14 protein-coding genes and 4 pseudogenes are annotated in these 16786 nt (G+C 33.9%); 9 read left to right on the forward strand and 9 right to left on the reverse strand.

Annotated elements, in window-relative coordinates:
• Positions 1-2: 2 nt before the first annotated feature.
• Positions 3-472, reverse strand: a pseudogene (locus V4P55_RS03415) (crossover junction endodeoxyribonuclease RuvC).
• Positions 473-594: 122 nt separating this feature from the next.
• Between V4P55_RS03415 and V4P55_RS03420 the strand changes: the two are divergent.
• Positions 595-1215: a hypothetical protein gene (locus tag V4P55_RS03420; protein WP_455475008.1), complete on the forward strand. Its 621-nt coding sequence runs from the start codon at positions 595-597 to the stop codon at positions 1213-1215.
• Positions 1216-1356: 141 nt separating this feature from the next.
• Here the strand turns inward: V4P55_RS03420 and V4P55_RS03425 are convergent, their stop codons facing one another.
• Both V4P55_RS03425 and V4P55_RS03430 read right to left on the reverse strand, forming a co-directional pair.
• Positions 1357-1701 carry a hypothetical protein gene (locus V4P55_RS03425; RefSeq protein WP_455475009.1) on the reverse strand — a complete coding sequence of 115 codons (345 nt, stop codon included), beginning with the start codon at positions 1699-1701 and terminating at the stop codon, positions 1357-1359.
• Positions 1702-1733: 32 nt separating this feature from the next.
• The gene (locus V4P55_RS03430; RefSeq protein WP_455475010.1) at positions 1734-2102 is read right to left on the reverse strand and encodes a hypothetical protein; all 369 of its coding nucleotides are present in this window, start codon (positions 2100-2102) and stop codon (positions 1734-1736) included.
• Positions 2103-2184: 82 nt separating this feature from the next.
• Between V4P55_RS03430 and V4P55_RS03435 the strand changes: the two genes are divergently transcribed.
• Positions 2185-2802, forward strand: a complete 618-nt coding sequence (locus V4P55_RS03435) for a S24 family peptidase (protein WP_455475011.1) — start codon at positions 2185-2187, stop codon at positions 2800-2802.
• Positions 2803-2811: 9 nt separating this feature from the next.
• Here V4P55_RS03435 and V4P55_RS03440 read toward each other — a convergent pair whose 3' ends face one another.
• Entirely contained in the window at positions 2812-3012 is a 201-nt protein-coding gene (locus tag V4P55_RS03440; protein WP_455475012.1) for a hypothetical protein, read from the reverse strand.
• A gap of 214 nt (positions 3013-3226) precedes the next feature.
• Here V4P55_RS03440 and V4P55_RS03445 point away from each other — a divergent pair.
• The 6 genes and pseudogenes from V4P55_RS03445 (at position 3227) to V4P55_RS03470 (ending at position 6522) form a co-directional block, all read left to right on the forward strand.
• Positions 3227-3606 (forward strand): annotated as a pseudogene (locus V4P55_RS03445) (hypothetical protein).
• Between the two features lie 57 nt (positions 3607-3663).
• Positions 3664-4032: an antA/AntB antirepressor family protein gene (locus V4P55_RS03450; protein ID WP_455475013.1), complete on the forward strand. Its 369-nt coding sequence runs from the start codon at positions 3664-3666 to the stop codon at positions 4030-4032.
• Between the two features lie 127 nt (positions 4033-4159).
• Positions 4160-4987: pseudogene (locus V4P55_RS03455) on the forward strand (RecT family recombinase).
• Positions 4948-5571, forward strand: a complete 624-nt coding sequence (locus V4P55_RS03460) for a lambda exonuclease family protein (RefSeq protein ID WP_455475014.1) — start codon at positions 4948-4950, stop codon at positions 5569-5571. The pseudogene V4P55_RS03455 and the gene V4P55_RS03460 overlap by 40 nt, the downstream one beginning before the upstream one ends.
• 90 nt (positions 5572-5661) lie before the next feature.
• Entirely contained in the window at positions 5662-6144 is a 483-nt protein-coding gene (locus V4P55_RS03465) for a DUF488 domain-containing protein (protein ID WP_455475015.1), read from the forward strand.
• A gap of 99 nt (positions 6145-6243) precedes the next feature.
• Positions 6244-6522, forward strand: coding sequence for a helix-turn-helix transcriptional regulator (locus tag V4P55_RS03470; RefSeq protein WP_455475016.1), 279 nt, complete (start codon positions 6244-6246; stop codon positions 6520-6522).
• On the opposite strand, the gene V4P55_RS03475 is transcribed toward V4P55_RS03470, so the two are convergent.
• From V4P55_RS03475 to V4P55_RS03495, 5 genes and pseudogenes are all read right to left on the reverse strand, one after another.
• On the reverse strand, positions 6523-7398 hold the full coding sequence (locus tag V4P55_RS03475; protein WP_455475017.1) for a tyrosine-type recombinase/integrase: 876 nt from the start codon (positions 7396-7398) through the stop codon (positions 6523-6525).
• Between the two features lie 538 nt (positions 7399-7936).
• Positions 7937-8881, reverse strand: a complete 945-nt coding sequence (locus V4P55_RS03480; protein ID WP_455475018.1) for a porin — start codon at positions 8879-8881, stop codon at positions 7937-7939.
• A 534-nt stretch (positions 8882-9415) separates the two neighbouring features.
• Complete coding sequence (locus V4P55_RS03485) at positions 9416-10222, reverse strand: outer membrane protein (protein ID WP_455475019.1); 807 nt, start codon at positions 10220-10222, stop codon at positions 9416-9418.
• 779 nt (positions 10223-11001) lie between these two features.
• Positions 11002-11274, reverse strand: a complete 273-nt coding sequence (locus V4P55_RS03490) for a hypothetical protein (protein ID WP_455475020.1) — start codon at positions 11272-11274, stop codon at positions 11002-11004.
• Positions 11268-13639 (reverse strand): annotated as a pseudogene (locus V4P55_RS03495) (mechanosensitive ion channel domain-containing protein). Before V4P55_RS03495 ends, V4P55_RS03490 begins: the two are co-directional and overlap by 7 nt.
• A gap of 541 nt (positions 13640-14180) precedes the next feature.
• Here V4P55_RS03495 and secD point away from each other — a divergent pair.
• Positions 14181-16688: a protein translocase subunit SecD gene (gene secD, locus V4P55_RS03500; RefSeq protein ID WP_455475021.1), complete on the forward strand. Its 2508-nt coding sequence runs from the start codon at positions 14181-14183 to the stop codon at positions 16686-16688.
• Positions 16689-16786: the final 98 nt, after the last annotated feature.

A 16786-nucleotide genomic window follows, 5' to 3' on the forward strand; every position in this document is an offset into this window, starting at 1 on the left:
GATTATCCCCTCTCTTTAATTAAATGTAAAATTGCTAAAGCATCTGCTTCATTATCATCTTGTGGCGCATGTCTTTTAGGACGAACCGCCTTTATCATTTCTTCCTTTGAGGCATTCCCCTTCCCTGTCGTCGCTTTTTTAATTGCACAAACATGAACACCATCATAAGGAATTTGTTGATGTTCACACCAAGCTGTTAAGGTTGCCAACAATCCGCCATAAATATGCGCAGCATCGGTATCACTTCACTGTGGCGACACACCTTTTCAAAATACACAACATCAATTTGGCTTGCTGCCATCATGATTTCTGTAAGCCATTGCTTAAAGCGCAAATAACGCATTCTCCCACTCTCAAAACGACGTGGTTGGAAATTGGCTGTTCCACTGATTATGTGGTTATCTGCACCACAAATCGCCCAGCCTGTCTTGGTGCCTAGATCAAGGCAAAGAATGGTTTGTAAAGAATTCATAATCCCCTCTGAAAATTGTAGTGTATTGGTGTGTGTAATGGAGCGCTTAAATTGGCTCTCTTGCATAAATGCTTTTGAAAAAATACCCTTTCACTGATTCTAAAAAAGCGAGGGAAAACACGATGCAAGAATGGATAATTGATAAAGCTACATTCTTGCTACATTGGATAAATGACAATTCCGTAGTTGCTTCCATCGTCATTACAATAGCTACAGGAATGGCGGCGCTTATTGTGAGAAGCAAAGACCGCAGAACAACCGCCAAAATCCGAGAAGAAGATCGAAAGTGGGTAACAAAACAATTTACAGAAAACCAAAGACAAACTGTAGCTCTTGAAAATTTTGCAAAATATTCAGAAAAGCATATCGGAATTTTATTAAAAGATAAAAACACGCGTGATTTGGAATCACTATTACATCTTGAGGCAGACTTTGATTTATTAGAAATGCGAAAAGGCATTGCAGATATTGCTATAAGACTACATATTACAAATTTAGCAGCACAAAATATTACAATAAGAAATATACAAATAACTGAAAAAAGTCCCTTTGCATTTTGTGAAATAGCTATTCCCTTTGCCAAGTATATAGTTGATACTTTAGGCACTATTGTTGTAATTAATAGAACAACTCCTAAGCCATTGCTTTATATCCAAAAGATATACAATCTAATACTACGCAAAAATTTTCCTCAAATTTATTTGTTATACCTGTTGGAAAATACACTGTCTTCAATCTCCTAGTAACCTGTCCTGAGGATCAAACCCAAAACGTTGCGAATTTTACACTTGAATACACCTTACAAGACAATCCAGATGAATTAATCACTGCTGCTTTTTGGACATCATCGTCACACTCAAGACAAACGTATGATAAAATTATTGCTAGGGAGTTTCTCCCGTAGCTATATTGCGTAAAAATTCTTTGTAAGATTGATCTTCCATATCCAGATGATGTAATGGAATAGCAACACCAGGACGGAGTTTAAATTCTGGTGAAGTGAGAAAAAATCTTGGTTTGAATTGTTCTATTTTCCATGATATCTCTTCTAGCCAATCTGTATGGTGCTTTAGTATTGTAACTAATTTTTCAAGCAGTTCTCGCTTTTCCTCAATCCCTTTCCTAAGAATTTTAATTTCTTTTCTATATTGCAAAACGCAAAAGAATATCCACGCATAAGAAAACACGGTCGTGACGTTTAATATTCCCATCATTACGCTTTGACTCATCCACTTATTCCTTTCCTTTATTTTTCCTCACTTTAAGAGTGTGAATTGTGCTGTTGCTCGTTGTTAACTATAGAATTATCCATACAAGAAGGCGTTATTGACTCTGATCCATCCAATGCAGTAAATTTTCCTACTGAAGAAAGCATATCTTTCCTCTGTTTTTCCATTAAAAGAGAAGCGGTGTGGGGGGTATTCTCATATGTACGAAGAAACCAATTCAACGTAACCCAAGATAAACTTTTGGATTTAGATAATTGAATAATTGTGTTCCAATATCTCGGAGAAATTCTATTTCGATCTCGCATTTTACGAGCAGCCTCGTAGCTACATCCAATTTGTTCTGCAAACTGGCTTATAGATTCCCAAGCATCAATCAAATTTTTAACAGAGAAATTATTCATAATATAAACAGTACATTATGTACACATTTAAATCAATACAAAAATCGTACAAATTGCATAAAAAATCGTGGATAATATACGCATGATTTACTTACCAAAAGACAGACTTAAAATAGCACGTAAAAATGCTGGGTACAAAACACCAGCTGAGGCTGCACGCGCTATACCAAGTATCAATATTAATACTTTAAATAGTAATGAAAATGGAAATCGAGCTATTTCGCGTCAAATGGCTGTACACTATGGACAAGTATTTAATGTCGACCCAGGATGGATTTTGTATGGTGAATCTGATCTAGAAAATCCTAGCCTTATTACAAACGTTCCTCTAATATCGTGGATCAGCGCTGGAGAATTAAGTGAGCAAGATGGTATAATGGATTTTTCAGATTACCCAATAGCAGAAGCCGTTAATTTGCCTGCGGGCAAATGGATTGCTTTACGCGTTGATGGTGCATCTATGAATAAAATTAGCCCCCCAGATTCTATAATATTTGTGAATACACAAGACAAAAAACTTGTACCAAATGCCTGCTATATCATTGCAGATGAATCTGGACAAGCAACATATAAACGATACAGACCTAATGATACTCCTCCTTTTCAACCCGCATCATACGACAAAACAATAAAAGCTCCAAAACTTGAAGGTGCTATTTCTATAATAGGTCGTGTACGACGTACTGTTCTTGACATGTAAACGCGATTATTATGCTTTATCTGATTGGTCAGAATTCTGAAGAATCGTTAAAATAGCTTGTTGAACTTCAGGCTTCACTTGAAAAAGACTAATAAATTGTTCAGATATCTCAACCAAAAAGGGTGGAATTTCACCGAAAAAATTAATAATTTTTATTAATTCATCAACTATCTGAATTGTGCAATATGCTAGTAAAAGTAAAAGGCACATACTTAATGTGTTCAGCTAGCATCCTTTTGCTGCCGTGTCATTTTTCAATTAATTACTCCTTGTGTCATAATCTTAATTGTTCACGTTTCATCGTTATTATTTTATTTTTCTAAAATAGTACATAATGTACTTGGCTACTTTCAGTACATTATGTACTTATATTTCCATAAACTATAAACAAACAATTTCCAAGCGGCTTTAGAGGGGGGAAATTATGAAAAAGCCAATTTTTATAAATTCAGATGAAATTTTGTTAGTTATGTGCCGTGATGAGTTAGAAAACATCGCACAATCGGGACCATTCTACGAAGAAAAAGACATTATTGATTTTATTGATAGTGTTAATAACGCTGTACAGATTTTCCGTATCGAACCAACAATTAATCGTTGTAAGATATCTCAGAAGATATTGCTGAAATTTATCTTAAAGAACATGAAAGTATATTCTTTGAAAAAAATATACATCACGACTTTGTTTTAGACAGTACAGTATATGATAACTTGTTGGATGAAATAGCAAAACAAGAATATGAAGATGCAATGTACGGCACTTATGAACAACAGCACCGTCTACGCTTTTGCGACGTAATCTAATGGTGTTTTAAGAGCGCCCCTTTTTTCTCCATCAATCTCATTAACGAAAGTAAATCTATGAACAGTTATGCCAAAAATAAAGAGGGTGAAAGATGTGTCATACCCAAAAACGAAGTAGAACACAAAAGTGGTTACATCCTAATGGTCAATGCCCATGCAATGTATAAGTTCTTAGAATTGAAACAAGATTTTTCATCTTGGTTTAATGATTGTATTGAAGAACATAACCTGAAAGAGGATGTGCATTTCGTTTTTACAAAACAAGAAGATAATAGAAAAAAGTTTATCCAAAATCTAAAAATAGAAACAGATGAAATCAATAATCGTTATTTCACAATTTACACAGCAAGGAAAATTGCTAAAGCAAAATGCTACAGAAACAAAAACAGAGCATTATACCAGTCCTTGATTTTTTTTATTAATTAAGGAAGCGATGATGCAAAGCCTCATTATAACATCTGAAAAAATGCTGGCTTCAACAAAATCACCACAAAACGCATCAGCATTCTTTCTCAAAAATTACAAAGACAAAGCACATATAAAAGGATATTAAATGACCAATTCTCCATTAACACTCATGGCACACAAATATGGTTTCTCCCATGACGAATTTCGAGAAACAATCATCAAAACTTGTACCAGTAATAAATTTCCTTTTTCTAATGAAGAATTCACTGCTTTTATTTGTGTTGCCAATACTTACGGACTTAATCCTCTCACAAAAGAAATTTATGCCTTCCCCAAAAAAGGCGGAGGGATCATGCCTATCGTTTCCATTGATGGATGGATTAAGATCATTAAAGCAAATCCAAACTTTGATGGTATGACCTTCCACGATCAACTCGACAACAATGGCAATTTGGTTGCTATCAAATGTTCCATCCGTTAAAAAAACATTCAAGATCCTATAGAGGTCACCGAATATTTGTCAGAATGTAAACAAAACACAGATATTTGGATAAAGTACCCTGCTCGCATGTTGCGTCATAAAGCTACCATACAATGTGCACGCTATGCTTTTGGGTTGTCTGGCATTTACGATGAAGACGAAGCCGCACGTATTAACAGAACAAATCACAACACACAAAGTCAACAGATTTCAAATGAAATGCTTATGCAAATTCAGGAATTAATGGATCAAACACAAACAAAGAAAGAAAACGTACTTTCTTTTGCAAAAGTCGAAGGGCTTAGCGATCTGTCTCATGAAAAAGCTCAAACTGTTTTGGATGGTTTGAAAAGAAAACAACGCTTACAAATAGCTCAAGCACAACAAAACGCCTCTATACAAGATGCTGAATATGAACCAAATCCTGCAAAAACAAGAAACGGCAGTGTAATATGGAACAAAGAACAGCAGAATGGTTTCAAGCACGATTAGGAAAAGTCACTGCCTCAAACGTCTACAGCGTCACCAATCGAACAGCCAAAGGATTACCCACAAGCAAATATGATGAATACAAAATCAAACTCCTTACAGAGCGCTTAACGGGAGAAACAAACCCATATTATGAAAGTGAAGATATGCGATGGGGTATCGAGCATGAAGATGATGCAATCAAAGAATATAGCTTTATTTATGATGCCAATATAACAAAGTGCGGTTTTGTACCGCATCCAACAATTGCAATGGCTGGAGCAAGCCCTGATGGTCTTGTTGGAGAACATGGCTTAATCGAAGTCAAATGTCCAAGATCAACAACCCACATCCGCTTTTTTATCGATAACGAAATCAAGCCTGAATATATCGCACAAATGCAATTCCAAATGGCTTGTACGGAGCGTAAATGGTGTGATTTTGTAAGCTATGATCCACGCTTTACTGACCAATCATCACATTTACGCCTCAAAATACGACGCATATACCGTGATGAAAAGCAAATCGAACACATAAACAAAGCTGTCGAAGCGTTTTTAGAAAAGATAGAGCAAGACATGCAGCAGATATTGACTCAAGCCGCTTAAACACTATGGGGGTGTTATTCCTTCCCTTAGAGTACCCCCACCCTTTCACAAAAACTTTCAACATGTGTGTAATTCTTTAGGAAATGAAATATGGAACATGAACAGCATACCATCCCTGCTAAAGATGAAAGCCTTTGTCTTTTTACTATTGGATATGAAAAAAAATCTCTTAACGATTATCTCAAATGTCTCATGGAAAATAATATTAAAACTTTGTGTGATGTTCGTAAAAATCCAGTAAGCAGAAAACAGGGATTCTCAAAAACACAGCTAGAAAAAGCTGTACAAAGCTTCGATATTAAATATATGCACATTCCTGAACTTGGAATTGTCTCTGAAAAGCGACGAAATTTAAAAACACAACAAGACTACGAGCTTCTTTTTGAAGATTACCAAAATACAACTCTTAAGAATAACTCTTGTGCAATAGACAAATTGTATCAAATTTTTTTAGCTAAAAAGCGTATTGCAATCACCTGCTTTGAAGCTGATGTGTGCATGTGTCATCGAGGACAAATTGCCTTGGCTCTTACACAATTACAAGATTGGCAATATGAAATTAAACACATTTAAAAATGAACTTATAAACTTTTAAAGTGTGAGAGCGCTATTTAAACATCTCCTAGTCCTCCACTTTTTCTCATTTTCAACATATAGAAAGGAAAGCTCCAAATGAATGAAGAAAAATTAAACGCTTCAATAGAAAAAGTAAGCTTATTTGAACAAGCTTTATTGTCAATGCGATTACAACGACTTGTTAATATACAAGACCTTTCAATTTATCTTGGAATGTCGATGACATATATTAGAGAGCTTGTAAAAGCTGGAGCTTTTCCTAAACCAATACAAGAGGGACGGTATTTAAAATGGGATATCGTAGAAATTGATCGCTATATTGAAACGAAGAAAACCGAAAGAGATTCATTAAAACTATCAACGCTATTATCGTAACTAATTAACACCAGTCACAAAAGATGACCACTGCTCTAAAAGAACACGTCGCTGTTCTAAAAAATCAGTTCTCATATAAGCTTTTGTGACTGTATTCCCTACCGAGTGAGCAAGAATAGCTTCTGCAATTTCAAATGGTGTAGACGTTGTTTCTGCTATCCAATCACGAAGACTTGATCTGAAACCATGAGGTCTATAATCAATCCCTCTATCTTTCATGAATTTAGAAAGTGTCGCATCAGATATAGGCTTTCCAGAATTTCCAACAAATAAAAAGCCATTTCGTTTTGCTTTTGGTACCAATTGCATATCAACATCTATACCACGTGCTGCTGCATGTTTTATAGCAATATTCAAGCGAGACAAAGCTTTGCTTGCTGTTTCGTTTTTTGTTTTCCAAATAGGAGACACACATTCTTTTATATCAACCTGACTCAATTCGTTAATTGCGATATCACCAAGTTTAGGAAAAACATGCAACTCAAGAGGTGTTAGCCATCTTGCAGCTTTCCCACCACCTTTCAATTCACTTTTTTTCGCTTCAAAAGCACTTAAGACAATCTCTCGCAAAGAAATACCACCACCAGCTCGCTGTAATTTTTCTTTTTTTCTTTCACGAATTGGATCAATTCCTTGGTTCAAGAGTTCACGGCAAGCCGTGGCTTTAAGCCTCGCCTCTTTTAAAGATACATCATCACAGGAGCCTAACCCCATCTCACGGCGCTTTTTATTAAGATCAAATCTAAAAACCCAACGCCCTTGATCTAATGCCGTTTTGATAAGCCATAAACCTGCTCCATCAGCATATTTACCTTTTGACAAATTTTTCACTGCTAAGACAGACAGCCTATCACGTACTCTTATCCTTAAAACCACCTTCTAAACCACCTTTTAAGTCGCGCTTGAGACGCTTTCACCTGGTATCAAAATTGCATATAAAAGATAATATGAAAAATAAATTACAATAAAAACAATTAGTTATTAAATATAAAAAAGATAAAAGACGCTATCACCTGATATTGTAGAGAACTCTAAAGGAAGGAGAAAAATGGTGCACGCCGTCCGCACCATCATTAAGTAATTTTTTCCTTATTTTTGAATAAGTTAAATAGTATAATAATAAAGCAGCTTTTTATAAAAATTATTATTATATAATGCCACAAAGTAAAAATTTTATGATGACTGCTTTCGAATCACACCCCTTTTTGAGCTGATATCTTGATTATGCAAATAATGAAAAGAATTTTTGATTTATAATTTCATTTATAAAATTAAAAACTTCCGTAACTGCTTCTCGCACTTTAATTATAACAAAAAGCAATAACGTTTTTATTACAAAAAAAAGTGTTTACAGCCTCCAAAGTAAAGGCTCCATAATAAGATGGAACCTTTTAGCGACGTGATTCTCTAATGATTAAAATTTATAAGCTATACCAACACGAAAATCATTCATTTTATAATCAAGCTCAACAATATCGCTAAACTTCTTTTTTCCAAAATCTGAATAGCGATACTCTGCACGCAAAATAATATTATTTGTCACTGCAAAATCAACACCCGCACCAAGAGTATAACCAGCCATTGCTTTTGTATCGTCTAATTTATTGCCAACTTCATCTGTCTCATTCAACGATGCTGATATAATATTTTGGAAATGCCCATAAGCAATCCCCCCCGAAATATAAGACATCAAACAACCAGAAGAATAACCAATACGCACCCGTGTAGCACCAACCCATTTTTGTTTTACAGTATGGCTAAAAATTAAAGGCTTTTCTCCCTTTTTTTTTCTAGGAGTCTCTTTAAAACTTTCTACACCATTATAAGAATCTGTGCTTGTCTCACCCTTTAATGATTGCCTTAGCATTCGTTTTGCTAAATCATCAATTTTAGTTCCCTTCTCACTACTATCCTGATCAAATATAGATCTGTGATCAAGACGCTTTTGAGGAACGGCGACATTCTGTGTCCCCTTTTTCTCAGATAAAAGGACATCTGTATCAAACCCCAAAATAAAACCCTGCCCAATGTCAACATTAGCTCCAGCATAAACACCGCCTATAAAACCAGACAGTTCAGGCAAATTTTTCTTCTCAATTTGAAACCATTTTGTATCCTGATCATTTACATCAAATAAGAAAGGATCGTCTACATCACGACCAATCGCAGAAAGTCTACCTGAAAAACCGCCAATTTGTCCCCCTAAATAAAAACCTGTCCAAGAAAAAGCTGGAGAAATAATAACTGATGAAACAGTATTTTTTGATTTATAAGGAACTATTATATCTGCTGCTTGTGCTACAGAAGTTGAAATAAAAGCAAAAGCGGACGCTATTATTAAATATTCTTTTCTACTCATAAAATTATACCTCAAGCTATTGTTTAAACATATAAAATATTATACAAAACGCTGTAAAATTTTATGCTGCAAAACTGCATATGTATTTTATGATATATTAAAATTTAATATTAGCAAACAGTTTTTAATCACTTTTAAACTTTTATTAACCATAAATACTTGACAAAATGATATTTTATACACAAAAATTATAGTATTTTATTGAAAAATAAGATCAAAACTTCATTTTATAAAACTAATAATTAAGTCAGTTCACATTTTTATTTTATGCAATATGATAACAAATATATGCATTAAATATTTTATAGATACATTTAAAAAATAATAACATTGTATATTATTACTCTTTATAAAATTCAGATATTCATAATTTAAGATTTATCATAGATTGAAAATGTATAAAAATAAACATCACGAATCATGAAAATAAAATTTTAAATTATCAATAATAATTTTCTCTATAAAAGAAGCATCATAGAAAAAAATAAAGGCTCCATCATAGATGGAACCTTTTAGAAACATAATTCCTAATCATTAAAATTTATAAGCTACACCAACACGAAAATCATTCGTTTTATAATCAAGCTCAACAATATCGTTAAACTTCTTTTTTCCAAAATCTGAATAGCGATACTCTGCACGCAAAATAACATTATTTGTCACTGCAAAATCAACACCCGCACCAAGAGTATAACCAATCATCATCTTTGTATCATCTAATTTAATGGAAGTTACTTCTTCTTCTTTTCTTTCTACAGACAATGCCGATAAAACATTCTGGAAATTTCCATAAGCAACTCCCCCAGCGATATAAGGCATAATACAATCAGCAGAATATCCTACACGCACCCGCGTAGCTCCAGTCCATTTTTGCTTTAAAGTATGACTAAAAGTTAAATGCTCACCATCGTCTAATGAACCGTCTATTAACTTGATAGTTTTTGTATCTTTGCGTTCAGACAAAAGAATATCCGTATCAACACCAACGATAAAATCCGTACCAAAATCAACATTAACACCTGCATAGATTCCACCTATAAAACCAGAAAGCTCAGGTAAATCTTTTTTATCAACAGAAATCCATTTTTCCTTTTTGTGTTGCTCGGCAAGCGCGACAGGTAATATAGTGGAATCAAGATTATAACTCATTGCAGAAATTTTACTCGAAAATCCACCAATTTGTCCCCCTAAATAAAAACCTGTCCAAGAAAAAGCTGGAGAAGTAATAATTGGCGTAACCATCTGCTTTGGCTGACTAGTAGCCACTATATCTGCTGCCCGTGCAGAAAATAACGGAATAAAAGCAAAAATGGATACTGTCATTAAATATTTAATATTCATAAAACTATACCTCAATGCTAACGCTATTGTTTTTTTTAAAATAGAAATATTATACAAAATGCTGCAAAACACTATACTGCAAAATCGCATACACATCTCTTTAGTGTAAATATATCAAAGTTTGATATTTCAAATAGTTTTGTCATTTCTAAGGTACTAATAATCAGACGTTGCCTAAAAAGTTGAAACTTTATCCATAAAGTTTATCACGTTTTCTGAAAATGTTAGATTATGATACATTTTTATCCAAATTACCGCAAAAAAACGCAGAATAAACAGACGACTTTACAGTCCACTTTATAAAATTCTATCTAAAATATAACGCTGGTATGTTTTGATCAAATTGATATTGATGAATATTGTTAAAAACACTTTATGGAAAGATAAATGAATACAAGCACAATGTCTTAGTTTTTATCAAGATCCATTGCACTCATATTTTAAGACTTTCTGTCGTAACAAATACGATTAAACTAGAATAGAAAGCTTCATGTCATAAGTAATACACATAAATCATTCCATTTACAAAGGTGCCTACTAAATAACTATAGTACATTTAATATCAAAAATACCTTTTGGTATTAGGTTATAAAAAGGTTTAAATGTTACGACACTGAAAACATATATTTTTTAATACTTTCAATAAAGTCACATATGTTTCACGACTTAATGTTAATTTTGCTAAAATATCATATATTCCATGAACAGCTCTTCAATTGTGCTATTATGAATTGACAGACATAAAATGCTGCTCTTTTAAATAAATATTCTAAACTATTTTATTTAAAAAATACTCTACCATCATTGATTTCTATATTATCGTCTGCCTTTATCGCAAAATGGTCTTTATTTGGAAAAGTAATAAAACAACCATTCATACAAACTGTAGTAACTTGATTGCTATTTAAAGAAATATTTGAAATTGTACTTCCTTCAACAACGATAAGAGATTGCGTCTCTGGATCAGTATTTTTTACAGTTGCGGCAAAAGCCATCATAGACAAAATATCCAACAACATAATAGCAATAAAAACATATATATATTTTAGCATTCTAATATCCCTTCTTTAGCAAAACGTTTATATAATACCAGGCGAAGATCATTAGCTACCGTAGAAGTAGAGGTAATATCTGGCACATAAAGAACCAAAGTAAATGAAAGTTTTTTACTATCAAATGCAGTGAAATTCACGCGCGGTGCAGGATTTTTTAAAATCCCCTCTGTAGCAGAAGCCGTCTCTAACAAAATTTTAATAACAAACTCAGGAACAATATAAGATGAAACAGAAAATGGAATATCAATTCGACCTACTTTACTAGAGCGAGTCCAATTAATTACATTATTATTGATAAGACTTGAATTAGGAATAATAATAGTCTTACGTTGAGATGTCTCAAGCTCTGTTGCACGTACACTGATACGTTTAACAGTTCCACCTACTGATCCAGATTCTATATAATCACCTAATTTAAATGGTCTTCCAATCAAAATGATAAGTCCAGATACAAAATTTTGAACAATATTTTGCAAACCAAAGCCTATACCAAGCGAAAGCCCACCAGCAATAAGTGCAAAGTTTTTGAGATCCAAACCTGCCATTGATAATCCTACCAAAGCAGATATAACCACACCACCGTAACTGATGACAGTTTTTATGGAATTACGTACCCCAGAATCAAATTCTCCACGTACCAACACCGCATCATCCACCCACCCGATTAATCTTCGGATAAAGAAAAAACAAACCGCAAACGAAAAGATTCCTGTAACGATAGAAATTAAAGAAATAGAGACATTTCCAATTTGAAAACCGGTCATCAACTGCCAGAATATAGCTTTTAAATCAGAATACGAAAATCCAAACTGCATGAGAAGCGGCAGAGCACAAAAAATGACAACGACAAAATTGAGAAAAACGCTGCTCACAATTCCTAATTGGTCCATTGTTTTATTTTCTAAATGCAGCCATTGCCTTAAAGCATAGCCAACACTTGTTTTCCCAAATTGTCCCTTGGATCCAATAGCTTTAGCACTTTTTATTCCCAAATACATTAAAACCAAAAATGCACTATCGATCACGATTTGTTGCATAATAAAACGTGCTAAGCCAATATAACCCAAAAAATCTACTACAATAAGGAATAATCCCAAAATAAAAATGGGAACGCGTATATAAAATGGCCAAAATAACGGTTCTTTTTTTTCACCTGGAAATCCACGTTTAAATCGTAAAGGTATAACTGAAATTATAAGTAGCAATACTGCTACAAGAAAAACAGCAATGAAACTTTTAAAAATTGTCAGAGAAAGAGAAGTGGAGACCACTTGATAGATACTATCAAAAATAGCATCAAACGCTAAAATTCCACCTAAAATAGTAACCAAAATCACCAATTGATTTGCTGTTGACGGCGCAATATTTAGAAGACGCACATGTAATATCTTTGGTGATAAAAGAGCAACAGCTAAACGATTTATCAAAAAAACTAAAATAATTTGATGTCCAACCGTATGGAAGATTGTTGTTAATTTTTCTCGATCCAAACCAAAACTGTGAAACAAAAAAAACGCAAGATAAACGCAAATAACACATATAAGAGAAGGCAGAAGTACGGAAATAAAAGCAACTAATAAACGCTGTAAATAAGATATTTCTTCATTTCCCTTGGTAATACGCCAGTATATATGTGCAAAAGCTTTACGATTAAAATAAGAAAAGGTAAGAGCAGCAAAAAATAGAATCACCAAAGAAAGAAATAATTGTAGAGGCTTTAAATAAAATACAAATTTCCACCACAAACTGAACAGCAAAGTAAATTCAGAAAGAGCTTCTTTAGTTTTTTCGACAAAATACTTGATTGTCTCTATCGAAAATTCAAATCTGTGCGTAAGTTGACGTTTAAAAAGTTCCCGAGATTGAGAAATAGCAAGTCCAGCTATTCTATTTGCAGCTAAAAAGGACTCTTCAAATCGCATCACTGCATTATTAATCGCAGCTTTTTGACTTATAAGATTCTTACGTTCCTCACTTTGAATTTTTAAATTTTTGGAATCATCACTAGGCTCTGTCAACTGCATAAGAAGTGCATTAATATCATTGAGAGGTGCCCGCAAAGCAAATGCTGCTTCTATAGAACGTTGACTAATTTCTTTCGCTCGTAACCGCAATTTTGCCAAAGAATCTTCATCTTCTGATTTATTTTTAAAATCTTCTTTTAAAGTTTCTGTATCTTGTTTAAGAGCTTTAATAATGAGCTGTTGTTTTTGAATAATTTCATCAATTGAATGCACAGTAACGGACTGTTTAATTTCCGTATTTTGTGATACAGAATTCCCCCATGCACAAGAGCCAAAGACAACAATTATCCCAAAAATGAAAAAAAAAATGCGTAATTTTTTTTAAAAAATAAATACATATCTGCCTTAAATATAAATGCGATCAACCACTCCCTTTAAATATGAATGAATAAAATATTTTCAACTTTTGCAATTAATCTTATAAACGCTTTCCCTCACCTTATAATGCTGATAAGAAGTAAAATGAAAAATAATAGGATAAAAGGCACTTGAGCATGTTTTTTTTGCGTCTATATTGCAAAAAAGAAAATTTTCTCTCTTTTATGATCTGGTTTCTTTTATCCAGCTTTGGTATGTCATTGATGGATAATTTAGAAGCGCGAACTTATTCAACAAAGCAATCACATATCAGCCATATAATTAAACCCAATAGAATTGACTTAGAAATTGAACATAAGCTGTTAAATGTTACAACATTTGTAAAAAAAAATTTTATAATCTTTCATACAGAATACATTTTGCTTATCAGTGATTTTCAAACGCAATATTTTTTGAGTAAACGTGCTCCTCCTACTATTTTTTAAACTATAACACCGTCTCTCATATTGTTTCTGTCTTTAACTTTAATAATTTTTGGATTGTATATTAGCGGAATATATCATGCGTACACCTAGTTGGCTAACTGCCCTTTATTGTTTTATTATTTTAGGCAGCATATATGTTGCTTTACCGAATTTATTTTCGCAAGAACAGGTTCAAAATTCAAATTTTTTACCTAACACCCGTGTAACACTTGGTCTTGATCTTCAAGGAGGTTCTTCACTCTTACTTGAGATAGATACTCAAACATTGAAGCGTGACCAATTACATACACTTTTGGACAATGTACGTAATACATTAAGAGAGAAAAAAATTCGCACGTCTAGTGTCCGTATCGTAGAAGATAGCGTGGTTGCTATTCTTTCTGATCCAACACAAAATGAAAAAGCTATCTCTGCTTTAAAAACATTGATAACTCCCATATATAGCAGCTTTGGAACTACAACCAATGATATTATTATTAATGCACAAAATGAAATTATTCGTGTAGTGCCAACAGAATCAAGCATCAAAGATCGTATTAACAATGCTATTGAACAAAGTTTAGAGATTATTCGGCGCAGAATAGATCAAATTGGTGTCGCTGAACCTGCCATTCAAAAGGTAGGAACTGCTCGTATTATGGTTCAATTGCCAGGTTTACAAAACCCAAAGCAGCTGCGTGATCTTTTGGGAACAACAGCTAAAATGACCTTTCATCTTGTGCCCTCTAATGTCGATATTAATAACCCACCTATCGGCGTTTCAATTCTTCCTGGATATACTGATGAAACACAACTTTATGCAATTTATGATCAAATCGCTTTAGATGGAAATGTGCTTAAGGATTCTCGAGCAGGCTTTGACCCACAAATTCCAGGACGTCCTATCATCTCATTTACTCTGAATTCCGCTGGTGCAAAAGTATTTGCCGATATAACACGAAAAAATATTAACCGCCCCTTCGCAATCGTTCTTGACAACAAAGTTTTAACTGCTCCAGTGATTAACAGTGTTATTCCTAATGGACAAGGACAAATTACAGGGGATTTTGATACAAAAGAAGCATCAACTTTAGCTGCTCTTCTACGCGCTGGTGCCTTACCAGCACCGCTTACTGTAATTGAAGAAAAAACCGTAGGTCCAAATCTTGGTGCTGATGCCATCCAAATGGGACTTTATACAGGCGTTATCGGATTTATTCTTGTTACAATTTTCATGTTTCTTCTATATGGAGTTTGGGGTACCATTGCGAATATAGCACTGGCATTACACACTGTTTTAACATTTGCCGCACTCAGTCTTCTAGATGCCACACTCACATTACCGGGTATTGCTGGTATTATTTTAGGTATTGGTATCTCTGTTGACGCTAATATTTTAATTAATGAGCGTATCCGCGAAGAAAGTCAAAAAGGGATCAGCGCTTTTGCTGCTTTAGATCGCGGATTTAAACACGCTTTTTCAACTATTATTGACGCAAATGTGACGGCAATTATTGCAACTGTTTTACTTTTTTGGTTTGGTACTGGTCCCGTTCGCGGTTTTGCTGTAACAATGCTGCTTGGTATTATCATCTCCATGTTCACGAATATCACCATTGTGCGCCTCATTATGATTTGGGCAGTTCGTAAATGGAAAATTAAAACTTTACATTTTCATTCTGTTTTGAATGTTATTTCACGAAATACAACTTTTCATTTTATGAAAGCACGCTTCATAGGAATCGGTCTATCAATAATCTTATCGCTTGCTTCAATCTTTCTGTTTTTTAAACCTGGCTTAAACTATGGAATTGATTTTGTTGGTGGTAGCCAAATGATTGTTAGCACAAAAACACCAGTAGACTTAGCAACGCTGCGTTCAGAATTTGCTACTCTCAATATAGGTGAAGTAACACTGCAAAATGTTGATAACCCAAATACAATTATGATTCGTGTTCAAAAACAAAATGGTAGTGAAGCACAACAAACTAACGCCATTGAAAAAGTCAAAACAGCTGTAAAAAATATCTATCCGAATGCCACATTTGATCAAATAGAAGTTGTTGGTCCTAAAATTTCAGGCGAACTTGCCTCAGCCGCATTTATTGCTGTTATTCTAGCAGCAGTTGCCATGTCGCTTTATATATGGTTCCGCTTCGAATGGTTTTTTGCTGTTGGAGCAATTGTGACACTCATCTTAGATACCACAAAAATGGTTGGTTTCTTTAGTTTATTTCAACTTGATTTCAATCTAACTGCTATTGCTGCCCTTTTAACAATAGTTGGTTATTCTATAAACGATAAAGTTGTTGTTTATGATCGAATGCGTGAAAATATGCGTCTTTATAAAAAAATGTCGTTACGTGAACTGATAGATCTCTCAATTAATCAAGTTCTTATACGTTGCCTCTTTACATCAACCACTACAGTCCTAGCTATGTTGCCTATGGCAATATGGGGTGGAAGTGCTGTTCATAATTTTGCATTCCCCATGGTTGCGGGAATTATTATTGCGACATCGTCTTCCATCTTTATTGCTGCTCCTATTTTATTAATACTTGGGAATTGGTGGAATGAACGAAATCGTCGTATAAGCATTAAATAAAGAATGAAGATAATACCGCGTTAATCCATATGGTATGTTGTGCTCTATTTAGAATATGGATTAATGCTCATTTAAACCAGTTCATTTTTTGAAAAGAG

This window comes from Bartonella sp. B30(2025) (assembly GCF_053793825.1).